26 protein-coding genes are annotated in these 25,141 nt (G+C 58.0%); 21 read left to right on the top strand and 5 right to left on the bottom strand.

Annotated elements, in window-relative coordinates; all coding sequences use genetic code 11:
* Positions 1–295 precede the first annotated feature (295 nt).
* Complete coding sequence (locus tag ACFQZG_RS22175; RefSeq protein ID WP_378156518.1) at positions 296–658, bottom strand: spore coat protein; 363 nt, start codon at positions 656–658, stop codon at positions 296–298.
* Positions 659–671: 13 nt separating this feature from the next.
* Complete coding sequence (locus tag ACFQZG_RS22170) at positions 672–977, bottom strand: ferritin-like domain-containing protein (protein ID WP_378156517.1); 306 nt, start codon at positions 975–977, stop codon at positions 672–674.
* A 184-nt stretch (positions 978–1,161) separates the two neighbouring features.
* Here ACFQZG_RS22170 and rarD point away from each other — a divergent pair, with 184 nt between their 5' ends.
* Positions 1,162–2,040: an EamA family transporter RarD gene (rarD, locus tag ACFQZG_RS22165; protein ID WP_378156515.1), complete on the top strand. Its 879-nt coding sequence runs from the start codon at positions 1,162–1,164 to the stop codon at positions 2,038–2,040.
* An 11-nt stretch (positions 2,041–2,051) separates the two neighbouring features.
* Here the strand turns inward: rarD and ACFQZG_RS22160 are convergent, their stop codons facing one another.
* Entirely contained in the window at positions 2,052–2,390 is a 339-nt protein-coding gene (locus ACFQZG_RS22160) for a L,D-transpeptidase (protein WP_378156513.1), read from the bottom strand.
* Between the two features lie 199 nt (positions 2,391–2,589).
* On the opposite strand from ACFQZG_RS22160, the gene ACFQZG_RS22155 reads away from it, so the two are divergent.
* The 5 genes from ACFQZG_RS22155 (at position 2,590) to ACFQZG_RS22135 (ending at position 7,020) form a co-directional block, all read left to right on the top strand.
* The gene (locus ACFQZG_RS22155; RefSeq protein ID WP_378156511.1) at positions 2,590–4,887 is read left to right on the top strand and encodes a glycoside hydrolase family 65 protein; all 2,298 of its coding nucleotides are present in this window, start codon (positions 2,590–2,592) and stop codon (positions 4,885–4,887) included.
* Positions 4,880–5,515, top strand: a complete 636-nt coding sequence (gene pgmB / locus ACFQZG_RS22150) for a beta-phosphoglucomutase (RefSeq protein WP_378156509.1) — start codon at positions 4,880–4,882, stop codon at positions 5,513–5,515. Before ACFQZG_RS22155 ends, pgmB begins: the two co-directional genes overlap by 8 nt.
* 493 nt (positions 5,516–6,008) lie before the next feature.
* The gene (locus ACFQZG_RS22145) at positions 6,009–6,353 is read left to right on the top strand and encodes a hypothetical protein (RefSeq protein ID WP_378156507.1); all 345 of its coding nucleotides are present in this window, start codon (positions 6,009–6,011) and stop codon (positions 6,351–6,353) included.
* The gene (locus ACFQZG_RS22140) at positions 6,314–6,577 is read left to right on the top strand and encodes an EndoU domain-containing protein (RefSeq protein ID WP_378156506.1); all 264 of its coding nucleotides are present in this window, start codon (positions 6,314–6,316) and stop codon (positions 6,575–6,577) included. The genes ACFQZG_RS22145 and ACFQZG_RS22140 overlap by 40 nt, the downstream gene beginning before the upstream one ends.
* A gap of 26 nt (positions 6,578–6,603) precedes the next feature.
* Positions 6,604–7,020, top strand: coding sequence for a hypothetical protein (locus ACFQZG_RS22135; RefSeq protein WP_378156504.1), 417 nt, complete (start codon positions 6,604–6,606; stop codon positions 7,018–7,020).
* Positions 7,021–7,041: 21 nt separating this feature from the next.
* Here ACFQZG_RS22135 and ACFQZG_RS22130 read toward each other — a convergent pair whose 3' ends face one another.
* Positions 7,042–9,003, bottom strand: coding sequence for a methyl-accepting chemotaxis protein (locus tag ACFQZG_RS22130; protein ID WP_378156530.1), 1,962 nt, complete (start codon positions 9,001–9,003; stop codon positions 7,042–7,044).
* 191 nt (positions 9,004–9,194) lie between these two features.
* On the opposite strand from ACFQZG_RS22130, the gene ACFQZG_RS22125 reads away from it, so the two are divergent.
* The 9 genes from ACFQZG_RS22125 (at position 9,195) to ACFQZG_RS22085 (ending at position 21,422) form a co-directional block, all read left to right on the top strand.
* Positions 9,195–11,009: a cache domain-containing sensor histidine kinase gene (locus tag ACFQZG_RS22125; RefSeq protein ID WP_378156502.1), complete on the top strand. Its 1,815-nt coding sequence runs from the start codon at positions 9,195–9,197 to the stop codon at positions 11,007–11,009.
* A gap of 41 nt (positions 11,010–11,050) precedes the next feature.
* A complete protein-coding gene (locus tag ACFQZG_RS22120) occupies positions 11,051–12,379 on the top strand; it encodes a response regulator (protein WP_378156500.1) in 1,329 nt (442 codons plus the stop codon).
* 104 nt (positions 12,380–12,483) lie between these two features.
* Entirely contained in the window at positions 12,484–13,395 is a 912-nt protein-coding gene (locus ACFQZG_RS22115) for a carbohydrate ABC transporter permease (RefSeq protein WP_378156498.1), read from the top strand.
* Entirely contained in the window at positions 13,395–14,276 is an 882-nt protein-coding gene (locus ACFQZG_RS22110) for a carbohydrate ABC transporter permease (RefSeq protein ID WP_378156496.1), read from the top strand. Before ACFQZG_RS22115 ends, ACFQZG_RS22110 begins: the two co-directional genes overlap by 1 nt.
* A gap of 146 nt (positions 14,277–14,422) precedes the next feature.
* Complete coding sequence (locus ACFQZG_RS22105; protein WP_378156494.1) at positions 14,423–15,871, top strand: ABC transporter substrate-binding protein; 1,449 nt, start codon at positions 14,423–14,425, stop codon at positions 15,869–15,871.
* Positions 15,872–15,985: 114 nt separating this feature from the next.
* Positions 15,986–18,742: a discoidin domain-containing protein gene (locus ACFQZG_RS22100; RefSeq protein WP_378156492.1), complete on the top strand. Its 2,757-nt coding sequence runs from the start codon at positions 15,986–15,988 to the stop codon at positions 18,740–18,742.
* Positions 18,743–18,944: 202 nt separating this feature from the next.
* Positions 18,945–19,367 carry a phage holin family protein gene (locus ACFQZG_RS22095; RefSeq protein ID WP_378156490.1) on the top strand — a complete coding sequence of 141 codons (423 nt, stop codon included), beginning with the start codon at positions 18,945–18,947 and terminating at the stop codon, positions 19,365–19,367.
* A 121-nt stretch (positions 19,368–19,488) separates the two neighbouring features.
* A complete protein-coding gene (locus tag ACFQZG_RS22090) occupies positions 19,489–20,913 on the top strand; it encodes an NAD-dependent malic enzyme (RefSeq protein WP_378156488.1) in 1,425 nt (474 codons plus the stop codon).
* A gap of 134 nt (positions 20,914–21,047) precedes the next feature.
* Positions 21,048–21,422, top strand: coding sequence for a cupredoxin domain-containing protein (locus ACFQZG_RS22085; protein ID WP_378156486.1), 375 nt, complete (start codon positions 21,048–21,050; stop codon positions 21,420–21,422).
* A gap of 69 nt (positions 21,423–21,491) precedes the next feature.
* Here ACFQZG_RS22085 and ACFQZG_RS22080 read toward each other — a convergent pair whose 3' ends face one another.
* Positions 21,492–21,743, bottom strand: a complete 252-nt coding sequence (locus tag ACFQZG_RS22080) for a hypothetical protein (RefSeq protein ID WP_378156484.1) — start codon at positions 21,741–21,743, stop codon at positions 21,492–21,494.
* A gap of 179 nt (positions 21,744–21,922) precedes the next feature.
* On the opposite strand from ACFQZG_RS22080, the gene ACFQZG_RS22075 reads away from it, so the two are divergent.
* The 6 genes from ACFQZG_RS22075 (at position 21,923) to ACFQZG_RS22050 (ending at position 25,045) form a co-directional block, all read left to right on the top strand.
* Positions 21,923–22,210: a Dabb family protein gene (locus tag ACFQZG_RS22075; protein ID WP_378156482.1), complete on the top strand. Its 288-nt coding sequence runs from the start codon at positions 21,923–21,925 to the stop codon at positions 22,208–22,210.
* Position 22,211: 1 nt separating this feature from the next.
* On the top strand, positions 22,212–22,352 hold the full coding sequence (locus ACFQZG_RS22070) for a hypothetical protein (RefSeq protein WP_378156480.1): 141 nt from the start codon (positions 22,212–22,214) through the stop codon (positions 22,350–22,352).
* Positions 22,353–22,371: 19 nt separating this feature from the next.
* Positions 22,372–22,815 (top strand): DUF86 domain-containing protein, encoded by a 444-nt coding sequence (locus tag ACFQZG_RS22065; RefSeq protein WP_378156478.1) that lies wholly within the window; start codon positions 22,372–22,374, stop codon positions 22,813–22,815.
* Between the two features lie 105 nt (positions 22,816–22,920).
* Positions 22,921–23,580, top strand: a complete 660-nt coding sequence (locus tag ACFQZG_RS22060; RefSeq protein ID WP_378156476.1) for a helix-turn-helix transcriptional regulator — start codon at positions 22,921–22,923, stop codon at positions 23,578–23,580.
* A gap of 633 nt (positions 23,581–24,213) precedes the next feature.
* Complete coding sequence (locus ACFQZG_RS22055) at positions 24,214–24,708, top strand: hypothetical protein (protein ID WP_378156474.1); 495 nt, start codon at positions 24,214–24,216, stop codon at positions 24,706–24,708.
* A gap of 13 nt (positions 24,709–24,721) precedes the next feature.
* Positions 24,722–25,045, top strand: a complete 324-nt coding sequence (locus tag ACFQZG_RS22050; RefSeq protein ID WP_378156472.1) for a YtxH domain-containing protein — start codon at positions 24,722–24,724, stop codon at positions 25,043–25,045.
* The last annotated feature ends 96 nt before the right edge of the window (positions 25,046–25,141 follow it).

Here is a 25,141-nt window from a genome sequence, read left to right as displayed (position 1 = left end):
CGTCCTCGGGTCTACTTGGGATGCAGATACAGGGGGCAATGGCAATATTCGCGGTGAATTTGAAGCGGATATTGAAACTGGCTGACTAACTAAATAGAGAACTTCCCATGAAAAAAGCGGCACCTCCGGGAAAATCCGGATCAGGTGCCGCTTTTTATTTCGCCAGTCAATAGAACTTGCTGAATAACCTAGGTTATTCAGTGGCCTCCAAATAGTCGCAGGCTTTTTCCTTTTTCGAACGGGAATCACATTGAAGCCTGCGCATTCGTAGGCATTTCCACTTCACGATCGCGCTCTACTGTGTGCCGGCCGGATACGGATACTGCGTCGAATACCCGCTGAACTGCTGGTACGCTTGCTGGAGCTTCTGCTGATCCTCGGCTTCGAGCTTGTACCAGCCTTTCTGGAACATGAGGTTGTACAGCTCGCGCGCGCTCTGATGCGTCTCGTTCAAGATGCGGTTGAAGTCGGCGTGCAGCTCGTTATGGCTGGCTTCCTTGACCGCGATATTGAAGCCGTCGGCGAGATGCTTGCAAGTGGTCAACGCGTCGTTGAGCAAGTCGCGGTCGTTGACCTGAGGGCCTTTGACCGTCGGAAGCTGTCCCGTCTGCGGATTGGCGATCTGATTCTGGTTCTGACCTTGGCTTTGATTCTGCATCGCGTTCGCCTCCTTAATGCGTCTGCTGCTGCTGCCCTTGCTGTTGCGGCAAAGCGGCCATCGCGGCGTTATTGTCGACCTGCAGATGCGTGAGCAACTGCTCGTAGTGGGCTTGATGCATCCGTCCCGCGCTGTCGAGCGCTTGCTTGATCTGAGGATCGGTCGCTTGCCCGGCGAAGAAGTGAAGCTTCTTGAACGCGTTCAACTCCCAGGACAGCGCGTCCTTCAAGTAGGACAGATCCTTCGTCGTGACGACGCGGGGAGGGAACGGAATCGGCGCGGACGCTTGTCCGGCCGCGGCATTCGTGTTCGGTGACATGGCGCGCTCCTTCATCGGTTAGTTTGGTTTGTCGGCGACCTTTAGAATTTACCAGCGCAGGCGAACTTATCCGGCGGCGGGGCGAGTTCGTTTTTCCTTAACATTTTCCATGTGTCTCGGCTTGCCCGGGGTGGTATAATTCCGTTCATATCGCAACTAGAGCAGGACGGGAAGTGTCATTGTCATGAGAAAAGGATTCATCTACGCCGTCTTGGCGTACACGATATGGGGGCTGTTGCCGGCGTACTGGAGATACTTCGACGGACTGCCGGCGGGCGAGATTCTATCCCACCGCGTCGTCTGGTCGTTCGTCTTCGTCGGGGCGCTCATCTTGATCCAGCGCAGGCGGAAGGACATCCGCTCGTTGCTCGGCAACCGTTCGTCCATGATCACGCTGACGGTCAGCAGCTTGCTGATTACGATGAACTGGCTGATCTTCATCTGGGCGGTGAACAACGGACATACGATCGAGACGAGCCTCGGCTATTACTTGACTCCGCTTATTAACGTCGTGCTGGCGATCGTCTTCCTGCGCGAGAAGCCGACGGCCGGCCAATGGGTAGCGATCGCGCTCGCCGGCGCGGGCGTGCTGCTCGTCGCCGTCGATTACGGCAGCTTCCCTTGGATCTCGCTGTCGCTCGCGATCAGCTTCGGCTTGTATGGCCTCGTCAAGAAGCGGATGCGGATCGACGCGACCGACGGCTTGTTCGTCGAGACTCTCGTCGTCGTTCCGATCGCGCTAGCGTATTGGGCATCGATCGGCGTTTCTCACGACGCGCAGGCGTGGTCGCTGCCGGCGGGAAGCTTCTTATTGCTGCTGCTTGCCGGCGCGGCGACGGCCATTCCGCTCATTCTGTTCGCGAAGGCGGCGGGTCGTCTGCCGCTGTCGACGCTGGGGTTCGTTCAGTATATCGGACCGTCGCTCACGCTCGGCCTTAGCGTAGTCGTCTTCAAGGAAACGATTACGCCGGTGCTGCTCGTCAGCTTCTCGCTCATCTGGACGGCGCTCGTCGTCTACGCGATGGCGTCCATCCAATCGGCGAAGGCGCTGAAGGCGGCGTAGCGCCTCGTTGTTCATGGCCGAATCGTCACCCTCGTCCGGATCGGAACGAGACTTGCGAGCTGCAGGACGTCTTCGTTGTACATCCGAATGCAGCCGTGGCTGACCTCCCTGCCGATCGAGGCGGGATCGTTCGTGCCGTGAATCCCATAGTGAGGCTTCGACAAGCCCATCCAGAACGCCCCGAAGGGGCCGCCCGGATTGGCTTGTTTGTTGATGATCGTATATTCTCCGGTCGGCGTTTTCGTCAGCATTTTGCCGATGCCGACGGGAAAAGCCCGCACGACCGTATTGCCGTCCAGCAAGTACAACTGCCGGTCCGATAGATCGACGATGATTCGGTAGTTCGGCATTCCCTCAGCTCCTCGTTGCGCCTCATGCGAACAGCGTATGCGCATCCTCCCCATCCGCCCCGAATCTCCGCGCCTGTCCCGCAACGTCTTGGAATCAGACCTATTCTCGGTAAGATCGCGCATTGGGCGGGCAAGGGGGCTGCTCCATAATGAAGCTATATTATCGATAGAAAGCGGGTGGACCCACCTGAGCTGGACTGTGGAGGAGCAGGCGTTCTCGCCGGACCGCATCGCGATGAACGGCAACAAGTTCATGATCGGCAACGGCGCGATCGGATACCGGGGGACGTTGGAAGAATTTACGAAGGAACAGCTGACCGCGAGCACGCTCGCGGGTTTGTACGACAAAGTCGGAGACGGATGGCGGGAGCCGATCAACGCACCGAACGGCTTGTATACGCGGTTGACGTGCGACGGGGAAGCATTGAGCGCGCTGGAATCGACGATCGAACGGCATTCGCAAGCGGTGGACATCGCACGGGCGGTGCATCATCGGAACACCGTGTTCAAGACCGCGGGCGGCAACCGGATCGAGATCGTCTCGGAACGGTTCGTCAGCATGGAGCAGCTGAACCTGCTCGCGATGAAGTTCGCTTTCCGTTGCGAGGAAGCGTGCGAGGTACTACTGGAAACCGGCATCGACGGGGACGTGTGGGACATTAACGGACCGCATCTCGAGAGCAAGTCGGTCTGGTCGGAGAACGGCATCGCGGGGCTGTCCGCGACGACGCGCGAGCTGGGCGTGGAAGTCGCGGTGGCGGAAGGCATCGCGTGGAACGCAGGCGCGGCCAGGCCGGAGCAATCCCGCCAGCCGGGATCGGCGATCCGACAGTACCGGTTGACTTGCGAGCCGGGCGTAACCTATAGCTTCACGAAGTACGTCAGCGTCTGCTATGGAGAATCGGAAGGGCAATCCGCGACGCAGACCGCTCACGCCGTCGTTCAGGCGGCGCTCCAGCTGTCTTACGAGACACATCTGGGCGAGCATGCCGCCCATTGGGTCCGCAAGTGGGAGGCTTCAGACGTCCTGATCGAAGGCGACGACGAAGCCCAATTCGCGCTGCGCTACAGCCTCTATCAGTTGCACATCATCGCGCCGACGGCGTCCGAACGCGTCTCGATTCCCGCCCGCGGATTGTCGGGCCAAGTGTACAAAGGCGCCGTGTTCTGGGATACGGAGATGTTCATGCTGCCGTTCTTCCTCCACGCCCAGCCGGACGTCGCGCGCAATCTCGTCATGTACCGGGTCCATACGCTGGACGGAGCGAGACGGAAGGCGGCGGAATACGGCTATCGCGGCGCGTTCTACGCGTGGGAGAGCCAGGATACCGGCGACGACGCGTGCACGCTGTTCAATATTACGGACGTGTTCACGAACCGTCCGATGCGCACGTACTTCCGCGACAAGCAGGTTCACATCAGCGCGGACGCGGCGTTCGGCATCTGGCAGTATTACGCGTTCACGGGCGACGATAGCGTGCTGCTCGAGGGCGGCGCCGAAGTCATCCTGGAATGCGCGCGGTTCTTCTATTCGTACGCCTATTACAAGCACGACAAGCAGCGCTTCGAGATTCTCGACGTGACGGGACCCGACGAATACCACGAGCGCGTCGGCAACAACGCGTTCACGAACGCGCTCGTCCGCAAGACGCTGGACATCGCGCTCCGGACGCTCGATCTTCTCGCAGAACGGCATCCCGCGTTCAGCGCGGAGCTGATTTCGCAGCTCGCCTACCGCGAGGACGCGCTTATGCTCAAGCAGATGCAGGAGCGGCTGTACGTGCCGCAACCCGACCCGGGGACGTCGGTCATCGAGCAATTCGACGGGTACCTGCAGTTGGAAGACGTCGATCTGAAGACGCTGAAGGGCCGCATGCTGAACAAGAACGAGTATCTCGGCGGCGGCAGCGGCATTGCGACAACGACTCGCATTCTGAAGCAGGCGGACGTCGTGCTCATGCTGCACTTGTTCAAGAACGAGTATTCGCAGGCCGTGAAGCGAGCGAACTGGGAGTTCTACGAGCCGCGGACGGAGCACGGGTCTTCCTTAAGCGCCTGCATCTACGCGCTCGTCGCATCCGACATTGGCAATCCGGACTGGGCGTACCGCTACTTCCTCCGCACGGCGACGATCGATCTGACCGGCGATTCGAAGCAATACGTCGGCACGCTATACATAGGCGGCACGCATCCCGCGGCCAATGGCGGCGCATGGATGGCGGCGATTCAAGGGTTCGCGGGCGTCGACGCGAGGGAAGACGGCGTGAGCATCCAGCCGGCGCTGCCGGACGGATGGCACTCGATCCAGTTCCCGATCGTGTATCGGGGCGGCAGCTATCGCGTCGCGGTCTCGAAGACGGACATCGTCGTCTCCGCCGACGGCGGCAACGCGAACGCCGCGTCGTTCCGGGTCGGCGGCGAGACCGTCACGATCGCTGCGGGAGAATCCCGTACCTGGCAGTACAACACGCAGGAGAGAGGTGCGCTTCATGCTTAACCGGATCAAAGGCGCCATATTCGACTTGGACGGCGTCATCGTCGATACGGCCAAGTATCATTACCTCGCTTGGAAGTGGCTCGCCGAGCAACGAGGCATTCCGTTCACGGAGCACGACAACGAGCGGCTGAAAGGAGTCAGCCGGATGCGGTCGCTCGACATCATCCTCGAGATCGGCGGACTGACGCTGCCGGACGAGGAGAAGGAAGAGATGGCGACGCGCAAGAACGAGTTGTATCTCGAGTATATTCGGCGAATGGACGATAGCGAGATTCTGCCGGGAGCGAAGGAGTATATCCTCGCGCTGAAGGAGAAGGGCGTTCGTATCGCGCTAGGCTCAGCGAGCAAGAACGCGGCGTTCATCCTCGAACGCGTCGGCATCGGCGACCTGTTCGACGCCGTCATCGACGGCACGAAGGTGTCCAAGGCGAAGCCGGATCCGGAGGTGTTCCTCGTCGCATGCGAGTCCCTCGGGCTGAGCCCCGAGGATTGCGCGGTATACGAAGATGCGGCTGCCGGGGTAGAGGCGGCGAAGGCTGCCGGCATCTACGTCGTCGGCATCGGCACTCGCGACGTGCTCGGCGAGGCGGACGAAGTCGTGGCGGGGTTGGATGCTTTGGCGGGGTAGGTAGGGAATAGGGGTACCATCAATGGTCTGTGACCATAGTGGTGCCTCTTTTTGTATTCGTTTCGGAAGATACGTAGCTGGACACGAACTCATAGATTAAGCATTTTGTCTATACCATTTCAAGGTCAATAACGAACGTTTCGCGGCTTCAATAATGCCATAATCGCGGGATAATGACGTTTTGAGGTTGAATAGCGACATTTCGCGGACATCGTATAGGATGAAGTTATTGATCTTCTTATAATAGATCTATGAGACTGGAACAGAACAGCATTCTCAAGGGAAGAGGACTAGCATGCCGCCGTTATACATCGACTTGAACTCGGTAGAGCAGCTAAGAGATAAACATAACAAGCTATCATCGCGACTATCGCAGGCCGCTAACGTTATTGCATCCATGGCATATGGCGTGGATTCGGCGATTACGGCGCGAAGGAACATTCGGTCGCGAATCGCGAGTTCGACGGCGAGAATGCGCTTACTCGAGCAGAGAATGACAATGTTGTGCGTGCTCATGCAGAACGCCGTCGAGAAATACGGGGATATGGAGAAGGATTTAACGTGCAAGGCTGGCGATTTATTCAGTCATAACCATAAACCGTGGCTCAAAGGAATAATGGACGCGGTCGATCATTTCAGTATTCGCAGCGTACTCGACGCGATTTCGAAGTGGTTGAACAGCGAGGCGGGAAAGCCGGTGAAGGACTATATGCAAACCATGGAGAAGTCTCCGCCGCCGAACGCTTGCCCCGCTCCTCCGAAGCCCGTCGATTATACGAAGTTGGTCGGAAGCTACGAATGGGTGAATACGAAGAACGGCAGAAAATTTCCAAATTGAAAAAGAGCACTCTATTTCCCGATTCATGGACTGATGAACAAATTCTCGAGAGTATAATTGAAGTTGGCAACTCACCGGCTATTTCTGCAAGATTGAGGGATGGAGCGACTTGGCATAGAGCAACTATCAATGGTGTGGAGATTGATGTAATTAAAGTTGGCGATGATGTAACAAGCGGCTATCCAACAGGTGCGGTAAACGCGTCTCTCCCATCGGGTTTTTAATTCGAATTAATATGGAGGCACCGAATATGTACAAAGAACTAGATAACCTTTTATCGACCGATACGACGGTAGATTCTTGGTACGATGACGGCTGTGTCATAGCAAGCGAAATACTTTCGGTGTTTAGCCCGGAGGATTGGGCTGAATTATCTAATCAAGTGCTTCGTAAACCGATAGAATGGCAGAGGAAAATAGCATATTGTTTGGATACGAGATGCAATGAACATGAACTGAACATTTTACTATCTATGCTGAATACTAACGATGCGGACTTGTTTGAAGTTTGCATCGACACGCTAAGATCTTATTCAAGTCAAGATAGTAAAAGAATGATTGTAATGGACCCCGGGATTCTACAACGTGTAAACGAGTTATTGCCCGCTGCTAGCATGCCAGTAAGGAAAATGCTTCAAGATTTCCTTTCGAAAATTCATTCAAAATAATAATTTCATCGGCAACCTTACCTACTCCCCCGCCTTAAACCCCGCCAAAGTCTCCCGAAGCGACCCCGACAAGCTCTCCAGCTCCTTGGCGATGCCGACGACTTCCCGGCTTGATTGCAGTTGGCCCGTGCTGAGCGCGGCCACTTGCTCGCTCGTCGCGGACGCCTCCTCCGAGAAGCTGCTGACGGCGGCGATCGAGGCGTTCAGCTTCCGCTGCTTGTCCCCGAGCAAGCCGACGTCCTGCTGGATGCGCCCGACGTCGAGGGCGAACGCCTCGGACTTCTCGTACACCGACGCGAACAAGGCGTTCGCCGTCTTGACCGACTCGATCTGCGACTGCAGCAGCGGGAGCGCAGTCTTGAGCGCGCGTACCGTCTGGACGATCTCCTCCTGAATGACGTCGGTCATCTGGTGGACGGTGTTGATCGACTCGTTCGTCTGGTCGGACAGTTGACCCATCTCCGCTGCGATGACCTTGAAGCCGCCGCTCGCTTGACCGGCCCTCGCCGCCTCGATTCCCGCGTTCAGAGACAATATCTTCGAATCCTTCGTGATCTTGTTCAACATGCCGAGAATGCGCTGCATCGCCTCGGTGCTCTCCTCGAGCTGGCCGACGCGGCTGACGAGGTTGTCGATCGATTGCTCGGACGCAATCGTGCTCGCCACGATATCTTGCATGAATTGCTTGCCTTCGCCCGACGCGCTCCGAACCTCGAGAGACGAGGCGTTGATCCGGTCGGCCGCTTGGATGACGCTGCCGAGGTCGCCGTTCATCGAATCGACGATGCTATACACCGTCTCCGCTTCGGCGGCCAATTGGGAGGAGCCGTCCGCGATCTCGCCGGTCGCCACCGAGATTTCCCCCGCGGCGTTCGCCGTATGCTGCGATACGCCCAGCAGCGTCGAAGACGTCTGCAACACTTGGTGCGCGGACGCGCGGGTCTGCTCGATGAGCCGCGTCATCTGTCCCATCATCTGATTGAAGCTGTCCGATACTTCTCCGATCTCGTCGCGCCGCTTCAGCTTCGTCCGAACGCCGAGATTGCCGCGCGCGCCTTCGTTCAGCATGTTGCGGATGTGCAGGAGAGGCTTGCCGACGTGTAGAATGATGAAGTAACCGAGCAAGATCGCGACCGCGGCGGCGACGATGCACATGACGATCGTGATGTCGCGAATGGCCTTCGTATCGGCCACGAGCTCTTCGAGCGGCGCGATGCCGGTCAGCGTCCACGCCGTCCGCGGAAGCGGCTCGGCGACGACGAGGTTATCCCGCTTCAGCATGTCCGCGGCGAACGCTTGTCCGACGTCTTCGGCGAAGGACGAGAGCAATACCGTGCCTTGCGCGTCCGTCAGCACCATGCGCGACGTCTCGCTGAACTTGATCGCCTCGAGCGTCTGCGTCAGCATCGCGGCGTCGATCTCGAAGACGATCATCGACTTGCCGATCATCCGGGCGAGCGCGAACAGATTGCCCTTGGCCATCGCGGTGTAGCCGTCTTCGCGCACGGGAAGCCACGACGCCTTACCCTTGCCTTCGACGACCTGCTTGAGCCAATCCGCTCCGCGGTCGATCTGGATCAATCCGGTCGACAGCGAATTGATCGTCTCGCCTTCGTTCACCGTATCGAGCAGCGTGATCGACTTGATGAACGCGTTCGTGCGGGCGAGCTGGTTGAGCGTGTCCTGAATGTCGGCTTTGCCGCGCACCTTGTCGGCGGCGTCCGCGTTCGGGTTGAACGTAGCGGCAAGGCTGTCCTGCAAATCACGGCTCGTCGAGAATTGCAGCGACATGTCCTCGAATTGCTTGAGCATCAAGCCGATTTTCTCGGTCGCTTCCTTGACGGTTTGGTGGGATACCGCTTCCATCTTCCCCTTGATGATGGACTGGGACTTGTTGTAGGAGATCATGCCTACGAGGAGTACGGACACGAATGTAGAAACAAATAGAAGCAGGAATAACTTTGTTCCAACCGATCGCAGCATGGCCACACGGAACACTCCCCTTAGGTCGTTGGTCTTAAGCCTATATCAATCATTGTAATCGCCGGAGATTCCGTGATAATGTGTCGTTCTACGAATTCTATGTGCGCTTGTACGCGAATCTATGTAACCGCTCCACAATCCAGCCCGATGCTGGGATACTACGTAGTAGAGAGATTCGACGGGGGGCCCCTATGAAGATTTCCATTCGCAATCCGTTGACCAAAATGAACGTAAGGCAGCAGCTCATCCTCCTGCTCCTCGTCCTGGTCAGTCCCGTGTTCATCCTGAACTGGTACGCGAACATGATGGCAGAGCGCATTCTGACGTCCCAGGTGACGAGCGCCTACGAGGAGCTGAACAAGCAGAACCACTTCCTGCTCAATCGGGACATCGACACGATCAACCGGATCATGTCGACGATTATCCAGAATCCGGTCGCGCAGAAAATGATCATCGAACCCGGAGACGAGCAGATCGATCTCGTGCGCAAGGATTCCGATATGACGAAGCTGCTCCGGAGCAACTCGGTCGGGATTTTCGGCGGCGAAGCCGTCTATTACTTCCTCTTCGTGTTCGACCCGAACGATCGGTTCGACTTCGCGCCGAATAACGTGAACATCGACAAGATGGACACCTCGTCCAACGTCTTCTACTACTCGGACGCCAACAAGCTGCCTTGGATGGAAGCGGCGCTGGCGCAGAAGGGCAAGGGCGTGTTCGCGTACATCGACAGCCTCGGGCCGAAGGGCGACCAGGAGACGCTGGCGTACATGCGGACCGTCAATAACATCTCCCGCGGCAACAGCGTCATCGGCATCCTCGTCGCGACGAAGATGGAGAAGAAGATCGAGGAATCGTTCGGCACCGTATCGTTGCCCGAGGGCGGCGAGATGTACTTGACCGATTGGAATAACCGCGTGCTGTCGTCGACGACCGGCATGATCGGCCGGACGATCCGGCTTCCCGAGCCGATCGGCACGGAGAGCGAATTCGAACGAACGACGAGCGTCATCTCGGACGGCTTCATCTACGTCATGCACGCCAAGTTATCGCTTAACCAGAAGCTGATCTATAAGATCCCGGCGAGCTCGCTGCTTCAGAAGCAGGACGAACTGAAGCGGGTCATCCAGCTCGTGTCGATCGTCTACTCCCTGTTCGCCCTCGTCGTCATGATGTACTTCTGGCGGTCGCTCATGAATCCGCTGCAGAAGCTGGCGACGTTCTCCCGTTCGTACGAGCCCGGCAGGCCGCTGCCGAAGGCGCCTCCGAACGAACGCAACGACGAAGTAGGCGTGCTTATCTACTCGGTTCATAACATGACCCGGCGATTGAACGACATGATTCACGATCAATACGTCATGGAGATCAAGCAGAAGGAATCGCAGCTGCAACTGCTGTATCAGCAGATCAATCCGCATCTTCTGTACAACACGCTGGAGAGCATCTATTGGAAGAGCTCGCTCGAAGGGAATACCGGTTCCGCGGAGATGATCAAGGAGCTGTCCAAGCTTATGCGAATCAGCTTGAGCCGGGGACGAGAGCTCATCACGATCAAGGAAGAGCTGGAGCATGCCAACGCCTACGCCAGCTTGCAGCAGATGCGTTACGAATACGGGTTCCAGGTAATCTGGCGAATCGACGAAGAGGTGCTCGCTTACGAGATTCCGAAGATTACGCTGCAGCCGCTTATCGAGAACGCGATCATCCACGGCGTCATGAACATGGGCGAGGACGGCGAGATCGTCGTGTCGGCCGAGAAGACGGGCGACATGATTCGCTTGGCGGTCGAGGACAACGGCTACAAGGAAGTCGATTACGAAGCGATCAACCGGCTCATTCACGACGCGGACTCCACGTCGGGCTACGGCATCCGGAACGTCGAGCAGCGCATTCGGCTTCACTTCGGCGCCCCGTACGGACTGACGTACGAACCGAGAGAAGGCGAGGGTACGAGGGTCGTCGTGCTGCTGCCGCTCCGTCTGCCCGAGGCTAACGAACCGACGTAACGAACCTATTATCAATATTCCATCCGAGGAGGCAATCATCCATGTACAATATTCTGATCGTCGACGACGAACCGCTCATTTGCCGCGGGCTCGCCAGCCTGCTGAACGCCTCCGGACTCAATATCGAGAACATTTACACGGCGCATAACGGATACGAGGCTTTGGACTATTTGCGCATGGAAAATATCGATCTGCTCGTCACCGACATTCAGATGGGGTCGATGAGCGGCATCGAGCTGATGCAGCAAGCGAAGATCATCAAGCCGTGGGTGCAAGTCATCATCATCTCCGCCCACGAGACGTTCCAATACGCCCAGCTCGCGATCCGGCTCGGGGCGAAGGACTACCAGATCAAGCCGCTTAACAGCGAGCAGTTCCTCTCATCGGTCCGGCACGTGCTGCTCCATATGGATAAGCCCGCCCGCGACCAGGATGAGATGATGTCGGATTTGCGCGAGCACTTCCATATGTCGGAGCCGTATCCGAAGCGGACGGAGCTCATGAACGCGCTGCTCGCGGAAGGAACCGACCGGCGCGAGGCGATCGCGGCCGAGCTGTCCGAGCAGCACGGCATCGCGCTCGCCGGTCCGTATTTCGCCGTGTTGAAGCTCCGGCTCGATCTCGCGTCCGGCGGACGGCACGTGTCCGATAAGGACGGCGTGCTGCTGCAATACGCGGTGCTTAATATCGCGAACGAGCTGCTGGACAAGGAATGGGACCATCAGGCGTTCTATTCGCACGACCGCGAGATCGGCATCGTCATTCAATGGGACGAAGCGCGCTACGGCGACTCGAGCGTCGACAAGATCAACCAGCTCGAGATGATCGGGCGAAGCCTGCACTTCAACGTGCACAAGTTCCTCGGCTTCAACAACGTCGTCGGCATCAGCCACATCCTGAAGGGGCACGCGTTCCTGGGCGAGCTGGGCAAGCAAGCGACGAAGGCGATGCTCTGGCAGCGCGAGCACAAGGACCATCACGTGTTCTATTACGGGGATTTCAAGTGGGGCGTCCTGTCCGAGGAGGATCCGACCGAGGAAGAGATGACCGCGCAGAACAACCTGATCGTCGAGCGGGCCAGCGAATACATTCACCAGAACTACGCGCAGAAGGGCTTGACGCTGAACGAGGTGGCGCAGCGCAATCACGTCAGTCCGAACTATCTGAGCTATCTGTTCAAGAAGAACACCGGGTTTAACTTATGGGAATACGTCATCAAGCTGCGGATGGAAGAGAGCAAGCGGCTCATCCAGAATTCGGACCTGCGCCGGTACGAGATCGCGGAGCGGGTCGGTTACGAGTCGCCGGAGCATTTCAGCAAAATATTCAAAAAATATTTCGGCATCAGCCCGAGCGAAATGAAGAAATAAGATCGAAGTAAGATCGCCTATCATCCGAATAGAACTGCACATGTTCACGAACGGCCTCTTTTTCTACAATTAGGTCAGATAGAAAAAGGAATGAGGGACATCAAATGGAGCAAACAACGGCCGTTCCGATCCAATTGCAGCCGCAGCCGCGAAGAAAATTCAAGCGGCACATCTGGGGTTTCCTGTTCGTGCTGCCCGCGATCGTCACGTTCACGCTATTCTTGTGGTGGCCGATCGGCAAAGGGCTGCTGGACAGCCTGTACAAAATCGACTTCGTCAAAGGCAATTCCTACGTCGGCTTCGATAACTATCGGACGATATTCGACGATCCGGACGTGTGGACGTCGGTCAAAAATACGATTAAGTATATGGCGCTCGGCTTGGCCATCGGCTTCTGGGTCCCGATCCTGTTCGCGATCGCCATCTCCGAGATGCGCAAGTTCCAAGGCTTCGCCCGCGTCGCGGCCTACTTGCCTTACGTCGTGCCGTTCGTCGTCCTGTACGGCGTATGGAGATGGCTGTACGATCCGGTCGGTCCGATCAACGCCTTGCTGAAGGAGCTCGGGTTCGACCAAGTGCTGTTCATGACGGATAAGTCGTGGTCGATGGCTTCGATCGTCATCATGGAGACGTGGCAAAGCTTCGGCTCCGCGATGTTGATCTACCTGGCGGCCGTGCTCAGCATTCCGCGCGACTGGTACGAAGCGGCGGAGATCGATGGCGCCGGCATCTGGCAGCGCATTCGCCACATTACGCTCCCGGCGATCAAGAACCAGATCCTGCTGCTTCTGATGCTGCAACTGATCGCGACGTCCCAGGGGTTCCAGACGCAATACGCGATGCTGGACGGCGGACCGAACAACGCGACGCTGACGTATGCCTTGCTGCTAACCCGCTACGCGTTCGTCCGTCAAGATTACGGCGTCGCTTCCGCGATGGGCGTGCTCATGTTCTTCGCGCTTAGCGTTCTCGCCATCGTCCAATACAGACTGAACAAGAAAGGCGGGATCGACTAATGAAGACGACGCAATCGTTCGATAGAGGGATCCTGTCGGCTTACGATCACAAGAAGCTGTCGACCAAGCTCGGCTACTACTTCATGAACCTGATCATCCTCGTCATGATGTGCTGCATGGTGTATCCGCTCGCCATCTCGCTGTTCAACGGGTTGAAGGTCAACAAGGAAGTGGTTACGTTCCCGCCGACATTCCTGCCGAGGGACGGCTGGCACTTCGAGAATTACAAGAAGGCATGGGAATATATCGACCTGCCGAAGTACTTGAAGAACACGTTGCTCATCTTCGGCGGCAACATGCTGATTACCGTGCTCGTGCTCGGTTTCGCCGCGTTCGCGTTGTCGAAGATGAAGTTCCCGTTCCAGAAGGGCATCTACTACTACTTCCTGCTGACGCTGTTCGTGCCGGCCACGACGTACGCGATTCCGAACTTCGTCAACCTGAAGGAGCTCGGCCTCATGGGCTGGTTCTGGGCGATCTGGCTGCCTGCCGGCGCCAACGCGTTCTTCCTGCTCCTGCTCAAGACGTTCATGGACGGCATCAACAACGAGACGTTCGAATCCGCGCGGATCGACGGCGCTTCCGAGGTGCGAACCTTCTTCCAGATCGCGTTCCCGCTCTCGATACCGATCTTCGCCACACTCTCGATCTTCGTGTTCGCGACCGCTTGGAACGACTGGTTCTGGCCGAACTTCATGCTCGGCCAAGACTATAAGCCGCTGTCGGCGGCGATCAAGAATTTCGTCATCGACGCACGGAGGCTAGATCAGAACATTAAGTTCGCGATCCTGACGATGGTTATGATTCCGCCGGTCATCATCTTCCTGTTCTTCCAGAGATTCATCTTAAGAGGTCTCTATCTGGGTGGCGTAAAAGGATAATGAAGGAATTATTGTAACAAGTTGATAAATTACGACAGAGCGTAAAACTGCACACGATCGAAATAGAACTACACATCGCCCTAATGAATACGCCTCCATTATGATGAGCGTGTAAGCTAAAATCTTAAACGAAAAGGGGATTTACAATGCGTAAGAGCTCACTCGTCATTACTTCTCTGCTCGCGCTCAGCACCGTGCTGGCGGCTTGCGGCGGCAACAACGACAACAACAATACCGCTTCGCCGAGCGCCTCCACTCCGGCGGCTTCGTCGGATGCGCCGGCCGAGAGCAGCGCGGCTCCTTCCGAAGACATCACGCAGAAGAAAGTCACGATCAGCATCTACTATCCGACGCCGGACCGCGTAGAAGACCGCAAGCTCGAAGACGACAAGATCGCCCGCTTCAACCAAGTGTATCCGAACGTCGAAGTCGTCAAGAGCGACTGGCAATACAACCCGAACGAGATCGGCATCAAGATGGGCGCGAACGAAGCGCCGACGCTGTTCAACACGTATGCGACGGAAGGCAAGTTCCTGGCGGAAAAAGGCTGGGCGGCCGACATCACGGACCTGTGGAACGCGTACGAGAAGAAAGAACAGTTCAACCCGATCCTCGCGAACCAATTCATCCTCGACGGCAAAGTATTCGGCATTCCGCAGCGCGGCTACGTCGTAGGCACGGTCGTCAATACGAAAATGCTCAAAGACAAAGGCATCGCGGTTCCCGCTTTCAACTGGACTTGGGACGACATGCTGAACACGGCTAAAGCCGCAACCGACGCCGGCGCCGGCATCTCCGGCATCGCGCCGATGGGCAAAGGCAACGAAGCGGGCTGGAACTGGACCAACTTCCTGTTCGAAGCGGGCGGCGAGATCCAAACGGTTGCAGACGGCAAAGTAACGGCGGCGTTCAACTCCGACGCGGGTCTGAAAGCGCTCGAGTTCTACAACAAGCTGCAATGGGAAGCGAAAGCGATCCCTGCGGACTGGGCACTCGGCTGGGGCGACGCGGTCGGCGCATTCGCTCAAGGCAGAACGGCAATGGTTATCGCGGGTCCGGACGGCCCCGTCGACCAAGGCCTGAACCAAGGCGGCATGAAGCCGGAAGATCTGGCCGTCTATCCGATGCCAGCGGCGCAAGCCGGCGGCAAGCACACGGGCGTTCTCGGCGGCGACTTCCTCGTCATCAACCCGAACGCATCCAAAGACGAGCAACAAATCGCGTTCGCTTACGCCGTATTCGACTACTTCTCGGATAAAGGCCTTGCTTCCCTTGACGCGAACATCCAAGCGCGCAAAGGCGAGAACAAGTACTTCATCCCGCCGGTCATCGAGTACTTCAAGATGGATTCCGAATACGGCCAGAAGGTCAAAGCCGTATACGACAAGTACGACAACGTATACCAATACAGCCCGGACATCATGACTTTGTTGGACGGCAAGCCGGAAGCGCAATACAACACGCAAGACTACTACGCCGCGATGACGAACGTCATTCAAGAAGTGTTCTCCAAAGAAGGCGTAGACCTGAAAGGCCAACTCGACGCTGCCGCGAAGCTGGTACAAGAGAAGTTCTACGACACGATCCAGCCCTAATAATTGAATGAACGCCGAGAGGAGGGTTGCCCGAGAGTAGATGGATCCATCATCTACGGGGGCAATCCTCCTTTCTTGCGAACGGACAGTCCATATCGAACGGGTGGTGTTCACGTGCTCCAAGTGTCCAAGCGCAAGCTGCGCAGCAAGTGGGTTTACGTCGTCGCGAGCGCCGTCATCGTCGTCGTGCTCGGCGCGGTCGCGCTCTTCACGGATTTATTCGGCGGGAAGGAAGCGAACGCGAAGCTGGCCGAGAAGGACGGCTTGCTCGTGCTCGGCAACTCCGATTACGAGATCGCGTTCGATGCCGGTCACGGCGGCATCGCGTACTTGAAGGACAAGACGGCGACCGGCGACTTGACGATCGGCAACCGGCAAGGCGCGCTCTGGTGGGCGATCTTGAAGGACGATACGTCGGTCAACAGCGCGAAGACGACCGACTTCTCCTATGAGTGGGACAAGGGCAAGAGCGAATTGACGTTCCGGTACGGCGGCGACGTGAAGGTCGACGTCACGACGAGGTTCGGCGACGACAAGCGGATCTATATGAACGCATCGCTCGCGAACGGAAGCGCGCAGACGATCAAGTCGTTCCGGTTCCCTTACGAGCTGAAGGTCGAGGCGGACGGCGTCAAGGACGCGATGCTGCCGATGCTGCCGGGCGCGAAGCTGAAGGATGCCTTCTTCAAGGAGAGCAACTCGTTCGCCGATCAATATCCCGGCGTCATGTTCGCTTCATACCTTGCGATGCGCACCGGAGCGGGCAACTTCGCGATGTACGACATCGGAGGCGCGACGACTGTACTGACCGAGATCGGCTACAAGAACCAGGTGAACGAACCGGGCAAGACGTCTTTCGTCCACAACTACAAGACGTGGATCGATCCGTCGAAGCAATGGGCGAGCCCGACGGTCGTGCTCGAGGTCGGCGGGGATTATCCGACTTCGATGACGAGCTACCGGACGCTGAACGCCATCGACAAGTACCGTTCGCTCGCCGACAAGCTCGGAGACAAGGCGAAGCAGTATTACGAGCTGCCGCTCTACAAGACGGACATATCGGCCATCGTGGACGGAAGCTGGAGCAATCTGACGGATAACTATATCAACAAGATGAATTATCCGGGCATGATCCATCTCGTCGGCTTCCAGACCGGGGGACACGACGAGAATTATCCGGACTTCATTCCGCCGGATCCCAAGTGGGGCACGGACGCGATTTTCCAACAATTCGTAACGAACGCGAAGAAGAAAGGCAACATCGTCGTTCCGTACACGAACATGTCTTGGTGGGGCAAGAGCTCGCCGACGCTCGCGAGCTTGCCTTCCGGGACGACGCTCGATAGTCTGGTCGTGCAGAAAGAGAACAAGACGATCGCCGTCGAATCCTATGGCATGCACGAAGGCTACGTGGTCAATCCCGGAGATCCGTTCTTCCTGAAGCGGACGGCGGAGGAGCACGAGAAGCTGACGAAGGTCGCCGGCTTCGACGGCGTGTTCGAGGACCAGTGGGGCATTCGGAACTCGCCTTACGTGTACAACGAGAACAAGCCGGCGGGCACCGATCCGTCGACCGCGTATTTCCAAGGCGTGCGCGACTACTTCAACGGCTTGAACTTCAATATGTACATGGAGGACGGCACGGACGTGCTCGCCGACGATTCGATCGGCTTCATGGGCGCGACGTACTTGTGGGACATTCTGGGCTACCGGAAGAATACCGCGACCTATACGGAGTATTATCCGTTGTCCGGCATGCTCGTGCGGGATAAGGTCATGTTCTACCAGCACAACCTCGCAGGCGAGACGATGACCGACGACCAGGACATGCTTCGTTGGAACATCGCGATGGGCTACAACTTAAGCGCCGACTTCTACAACGGCGTGAGCAGTCCATGGGTGGACGCGATCGGCATCTTCCAGAAGCACGTGCTGTCCGGTTACGCGGACGCGCTCGTTCAAGGGTTCGAGCAAGTGACGCCGTCCGTGACGAGGACGGACTTCGGCGCGCGCAAGGTGACGACGAACTGGGACAAGGAGCAGCCGTACGCGCTCGATGCGGACACCTCGCTGTCGCCGGGCGGCTTCGACGTCAGCGCAGCGGACGGGTCGGTCAGGGCGGGCAACTATTCGCGATACAACGGACTCGATCTGGACTTGGGAGAGCACGATCTCGTGGAAGTACGCTCCGCGGATTCGGTTCGGGTCTACCAGCCGATCGGCTCCGATACGACGCTGCGGATCAAGAAAGGCGACAAGTGGCCGCACGCGGTCGCCGCCGCGTACGAGGCGAACGGCACGAAGATCGCGGAGCTGGTCGTGAAGGAAGACGGAGACTTCGCGACGTTCGACTACGTGGCAACGATCAAGGAGAAGAAGGTCGGCTACGTCGAGCTGACGAATTCCGAGCAGCCAAGCTCCGCGACGGAGACGTTCGCGAAGGTGAAGCTCGAGACGAACCTGGCGATCGGAGCGACGGCGACGGCGACGTCCATGACGGCGGACGCGTTCGATCCGAAGCTGACGCTCGACGGCGATCCGTTCACGTATTGGGAGAGCACGGCGAAGAAGTTCCCTCAATCGCTTACGATCGATCTCGGCGAAGAGAAGAAGTTCGCGAAGCTGAAGCTGAGACTGCCCCCGCAAGACGCTTGGGGAGCGCGCGACCAGGAGATCGAGGTGCTCGGCGGCAACGACGGGGAGACGTTCGCCACGCTTCTCGCGGCTAAGCCGTACACGTTCGATCCGAAGGACGATAATATCGTGGAAATTACGCTGGACGGCGAGGCAAGCCAACGCTTCGTCCGCGTGACGATCACTTCCAACACGGGGTGGCAGGCGGCGCAAATTTCGGAATTCGAAGTGTATTGAGAGGTTTCGAATCTATGAATTCCGAGTAATAATCAAGGAGATCTTCGCCCAGCCGAAGGTCTCCTTGAATCGTCTCAAGAGGCGACGCCGGAAGTCCTCGAACCCGCGCCCCGCTTGAAAATCGTGCGATTGCACATGGTCATCCACCGTCACAGTCTTGTCCTCCTAGCATACGATAATGCGAGAATAGGAGGAGGTAGAATTGAACATCTATTTAGCTTCGATAAGCATCGTATTAGGATCCGTAATCACGTTCGCGTATGGGTCATGGTCGGAACCGCTCACGTTCCTCTTGGTCGTGATGGCGATCGACTACTTGACGGGGATTACGGCCGCGATCCGGGAAGGCACCGGGCTCGACAGTTCGGTCGGATTCTGGGGATTGCTCAAGAAGGGGTTCATCTTGCTCGTCGTGCTGCTCGCCCACCGAGTGGACTTGCTGGTGGGTCAAGAGCTCGCGATGGGCGGCGCGATCATGTTCTATACCGTGAACGAGCTGTTGTCGGTCATCGAGAACATGGGGCGCATGGGTTTGCCGATGCCTCCGCAATTGCTCGCCGTCGTAAGGGTGCTTCGGGAGCGGTCGGCGGGGCAGGAGAAACCGGGCGACGACTCGAAATCCTAATCTGAGAGTAAGCCAGTCCACGGTTACGTAACCGCAACCTCCGAAGCGCCGCTATTCGGGGGTTGCGATGCTTTGCCGTTGGACAAGCTTATACATAGCATGGAAAGGTGGATGGTTGCGCATGCGTCTAGAGGGCGGTACGAGCGTCATTCTGCGCGTTGAGATGGACAAGCATACGGTTACGTTCGGCGAGCTCGTCTCGGTCATCGGCGACAACGGAGGAGACATCGTCGCGATCGACGTCATCGGACCGGGTAAGCGCCACGAAACCCGCGATCTAACGGTGAGCGTGCAGGAGCCTCAAGTGGTGGAGCGGTTGTCCGAAGCGGTGCGGGCGATTGCGGGCATACGGCTCGTGAACGTATCCGATCGCACGTTCCTGCTTCATCTGGGCGGGAAAATCCAAATCCAATCCAAAGTTCCGATCAAGAACCGGGACGATCTGTCTCGGGTATATACGCCTCACGTCGCCAACGTCTGTCTGGCCATCCAAGAAGACGTCTCCAAGGCGTTCACGCTGACGATCCGCCGCAATACGGTCGCCGTCGTCTCCGACGGCACGGCGGTGCTCGGGCTCGGCGATATCGGGCCTCACGCCGCGATGCCGGTTATGGAAGGCAAAGCGATGCTGTTCAAGGAGCTGGCGGGAGTAGACGCGTTCCCGATCTGCCTCGACACCAAGGACCCGGACGAGATCGTCGCCATCGTGAAGGCGCTCGCGCCGACGTTCGGAGGGATCAATCTCGAGGATATTTCGTCCCCGAGATGCTTCGAGATCGAGAGCCGACTGAAGGAGATGCTCGACATCCCGGTATTCCACGATGACCAGCACGGCACGGCGGTCGTATTGCTGGCGGGCTTGATCAACGCGCTGAAGATAGTCGGCAAGCCGATCGACCGGATCAAAGTCGTCGTCTGCGGCATCGGGGCGGCGGGCATCGCATGCTCCCGGATTCTGCTGAGCGCAGGCGTGACGAACTTGATCGGCGTAGACAAGGAAGGGGCCATTCACCGCGGGGTTACGTACGACAACGAGGTATGGAACGAATACGCCATACGGACGAATCCGAACGGCGAGACCGGTCGCTTATCGGACGTCATCCAAGGCGCCGACGTGTTCATCGGGTTGTCACGGCCGAAGGTGCTGACGGCAGAGGACGTGAAGCGAATGAACGCCGATCCGATCGTATTCGCCATGGCGAATCCAGAGCCGGAAATTTCGCCGGAAGAGGCAATGCCGCTCGTGCGCGTCTTCGCGACAGGCCGTTCGGATTACCCGAACCAGTTGAACAACGTGCTAGTGTTCCCGGGTATTTTCAGAGGCGCGCTGGACGCGCGGGCGAGAACGATCAACGAGGAGATGAAGCTGGCTGCCGCACAGGCGATCGCGTCGATCGTCACCGAGCAGGAGCTGAACGAAGATTACATCATCCCGAGCGTGTTCAACGACAAAGTCGTGCCGGCCGTCCGCAAGGCGGTCGTGCAGGAAGCGATCCGCACCGGCGCGTCGCGCAAAGTGCCCGGCGATTTTCGCGTCCGCGATTGAACGCGCAATCGTTCAACATTTTGTCATAAGTTTGATAAAGTTGTCCGTATACGCTTTCGAACCACTTGAGTTGTATCGCGGATTTTAGGTATTATATGAGGTAGACAATTCGTAGGAAGCAGGGGAGCAGACAAATGCAAAAATGGCTCATGTCCACGTTACTCGTAATCGCGTGCGCGTTCGGCGTGTACTTGATGGCGACTGGATTGCCCGAGAAGCCTGAGAGCGAGACGGCAGGCTTGGCGGAAGGTCAGGAGCTGCTCAAGATTACGATGACGAACTTCGAGTTCGACAAGAAAGAGTACCACGTCAAAGCGGGTACGCTGTACAAGGTTAAATTCGCGAACAAGCTCGGTAATCACGGCGTAAAGGTTCAAGACGTTGACTTGTCCAAGGACGTTCCGGAAGCGGATATGACGTTCGACACGCCGGGCGAATACGAGATCCGTTGCGAAATCCAATGCGGTCAAGGTCACGGCAACATGATTGCCAAGATTATCGTAGAGTAAGGCATACGCGCGCAAAAGGAGCCGAACCGGCTCCTTTTTTACCATTGGCGACGTATTGGGGACAGGTTATCACAGGTGGCGCCAGGTGCGGATGCGGGCGACGCCGAGATCTCCGAGATACCCGATCAGCATCCAGCTTAGCACGGTCAGAACGTACATGAACCATACGTTGACTTTGTGGATGTCCGTGAACAGCTCCACGAACCAAGCCGGCACGCTGAACATGAATAGGAACAAGTTATGGGGATCGTAGCCGCTGGCGTTGAACAGGCATAACGCGACGCCGATCAACGTGCATGCCATAGTTATGGGATAACGCATGCTGTACTCCCTTCCGCCTCTTATCGTGACAACCGAATCGCGACGTCTGAGACGCGCACATTCGGTTGCACAGTGTTCGTATTATGCGCGGCGGACGCGCTTCTCATGCGGATAGGACACGGCAGGGCAGTACGAGGCAGACAGCGCCAATTCATCACCCGAAAGGATGGAATCGTATCATGATTACGCACATCGTTATGTTCAAGCTGAAAGATCGCAGTCCGGAGAGCGTCGCCCGCACGGCGGCGGTCCTTCGCGACATGGAGGGCAAGATCGACGTGCTTCGGCACCTCGAAGTCGGTACGGACGTGCTCCATTCCGAGCGTTCGTTCGATATCGCGCTGTATACGAAGTTCGATTCGATGGAAGACTTGAATGCTTACCAAGTCCATCCGGTGCACAAGCTCGTCATCGCGCATATGGCCGAAGCGCGCGAATCGTCGTTCAGCGTCGACTATGAGAGCTGATATGCTGTACGCGGCTGCGGAGAAGGATCCGCAGAATATGGGCGACGTATACGAGATGATGACGTACTTGCTCGTCATTATTCTGAGCGCGTTCATCATGGTTGTCTGGTTGAAACGCCGAGCGAAGCGCAAGCGCAAATGAAAGGGGCTCGTATTCGCCCATGTATGACGTGAACGAAACATTGATTCAGGAGCGGTTGGCTTGCCTGCCGGAGCTTGCGGACGCGCTGAGCGGAGCCGCTCGGTCGTGGGGCGGGACGGTAACCGAAGGGCTCGTCCAGGAACGCGCCTTGCACCTTGCGGCGGAGATCGTGACCGACGTCGGCCACGCGCTGATCGACGGCTTCATCATGCGCGACGCCAGCAGCTACGAAGACATCGTCGACATCATCGCGATGGAGAACGTCATCGAGGAACGGCTGGCGGCCCCGCTAAGGGAACTCGTGCTGTTACGCAAGACGCTCGTGCAGGATTTCGCGAATTGGCCGCGGGGAGAGCTGCATCGGTTAACGCCCGGATTGCCGGCGCTGCTGGCCGAATTCACGGCTCGGGTGAATGACTATTTGGACAGGGAACTTCGCGGGCAGACGAGCGGTAACCAATAGGTGCCGATTTACGTCCTCTGCCGATTCCGTTACAATAGACCCATACGGTTATCGCCGAGGGCTGGCGTAACGTCAATCGCGCAAGGGACGAGGTGGAGTGACATCATGGCTATGCCGAAGGAAGAAGGTTCGACGAGAAGCCGGTTGCTCCATCTGCTCCGAACGGGCGGCTCTTGCGCCGTGAACGAGCTTGCCGGCGCGCTTGGCATTACGGAGATGGCGGTACGGAAGCATCTGAACGCGATGGAACAGGACGGTCACATTAGCGTAACCGCCGTTCGCCAGACGATGGGCCGGCCGATCTACCGGTACTCGCTGACGGAGAAGGCGGACGATCTGTTCCCGAAGAACTACTCGCAGCTGACTCTCGACCTGCTCGCGGAGCTGGAAGAGGACGCGGACGGCGCGGCGGTCATCGATCGCATGTTCCAAGGCAGGCGCGACAAGCTGGCCGCGCGGTACGAGGAACGGATGAAGGAGCGGCCGCTCGAGGAACGCGTGCGCGAGCTCGCCGTGATCCAGAACGGCGGAGGATACATGGCGACATGGGAGCGGACGGAGGACGACGGCGGCTATGCGCTGCACGAGTACAACTGTCCGATCGCTCACATCGCGGACCGGTTCCGGCAAGCGTGCCATTGCGAGAAGCAGCTGTTCGCGCAGCTGCTGGACGCCGACGTCGAGCGTACCGAATGTTTGGCCGAAGGCGGCGGACGCTGCACGTACGCGATCAAGCCGCGGCACGAGGCCGCGTCGGCGAAGTGAATACTGTGGGTAGAACCGTCTTGCGCGTTGCGCTGGTCGGTTTTCGTATTATCAGGTCAACCGGAGTTTTCTGGTTGGCCTATTTTTATAGGCGTTCTATTGTGTTTGTTTGTGGGGCCGCGTCGCCCCGGTGCGCATGCAGCGGCACGTGGCGCCGTTGGAGCGCGAGAAGCCGGGAATGCGAGAGTGTAACGGTGCGTGGTACCGTTAGAGCGGGAGATGGTGCGCCAACTCGCTGAATAAGACCCTCTGAGGCCTCTATCCGCACGAAACTCATCAATTATCCGGAATAAGGGCCTCTGAGGCCTCTAAACCGCATCCAACTCACCAACTCGCCGGAATAAGGGCCTCGGAGGCCTCTATACCGGAACCAACTCTCCAACTCGCGGGAATAAGGGCCTCGGAGGCCTCTATACCGGAACCAACTCACCAACTCGCCGGAATAAGGTCCTCTGAAGCCTAGGCCCCTATTTGATGCGCCGCATTTTCCATCATTCACGCCCCCCGCCGCAAAAATCTACCCGTCCGCAGTGTCAAGCCAAGCCCATGCTTCTTATACTATCTTAACCGCATGGGCATTCGCCCGGGTACCGCAAGCCGGCTGCGCGCAAGCAGCTGCGAGGAGGGATTCGCATGGCTTGGAACATTGCCGCGTACGCGATCGCGCTGTCCGTGCTCGCCGTGGCGTTCGCCGTCGTCTTCGGCGTCGTCCGCGCCGTTCGGGCGCTCGGCAGAGCGGAACGAACGCTGGCGCGAGTCGGAGACGAGACGGAAGCTTCGCTTCGACAGGCGAGGCGACTGGCGGAGGAAGCGACGGCGATTACCCGCAGCGGCAGGGAGACGTTCGAGAGCATCGCGGCGTTCGCGGAGGGGGCGCGGGCGCTAGGCGAGGCTGCGCAGGCGGCAGGGGATGCGGCGGCGCAGGTGACGTCCTTCTGGAGAGACCGACTGATCTTCAAGCGCAGGACGGAATCGGATTCGGCCGAGGAAGAAGAGCGCGCGACGGAAGCGCGAGCCGAATGGCCGGACATCCTAAGGCAGCTGTGGAAGGCTTGGAAGAGCCGTCATGCGGCCGAAGCCGACGCGGAAGGCTCGCGGTACTCGGGAACGAGTGCGGATCAACATTAGGAGAGTGAATGCAATGAGCAAAAAAGCATTCCTGTTAGGCGCGTTGACGGGCGCTGTCACCGGTGCCGTTACCGCTCTGCTGCTGGCGCCGAAATCCGGCCGCGAGCTGCGCAAGGATATCGGAGATACTGCGGTTAAAGTCAGCGAGAAAACGGTCGATCTGAGCCGCCAAGCCGGCACTGCCGTGCAGTCTCTGGCGAAGCGCGCGTCCGGTTTCGCTTCGGATACGAAGGAAGCCGCCGGCAAGCTGTTCCAATCGCGCAAACCGAACGGGGCCGCGGCGATCGAAGAAGGAACCGAAACGACGTACGAATACGAGGATTCCGCGACGCAATAATCCATCGATAGCGTTCGAATAGCGAAGAACCGCCCGCTCCCGCTCGGCGGTTCTTTCGCTATGCGCGACGACTCGTCCGAAATCGGGCCGGCCGGA

Source organism: Cohnella sp. GCM10027633, assembly GCF_042675445.1.
Taxonomy (GTDB): Bacteria; Bacillota; Bacilli; order Paenibacillales; family Paenibacillaceae; genus Cohnella.
Note: the sequence above shows the minus strand (reverse complement) of the source record. Positions and strands in the feature narration are given on the sequence as shown.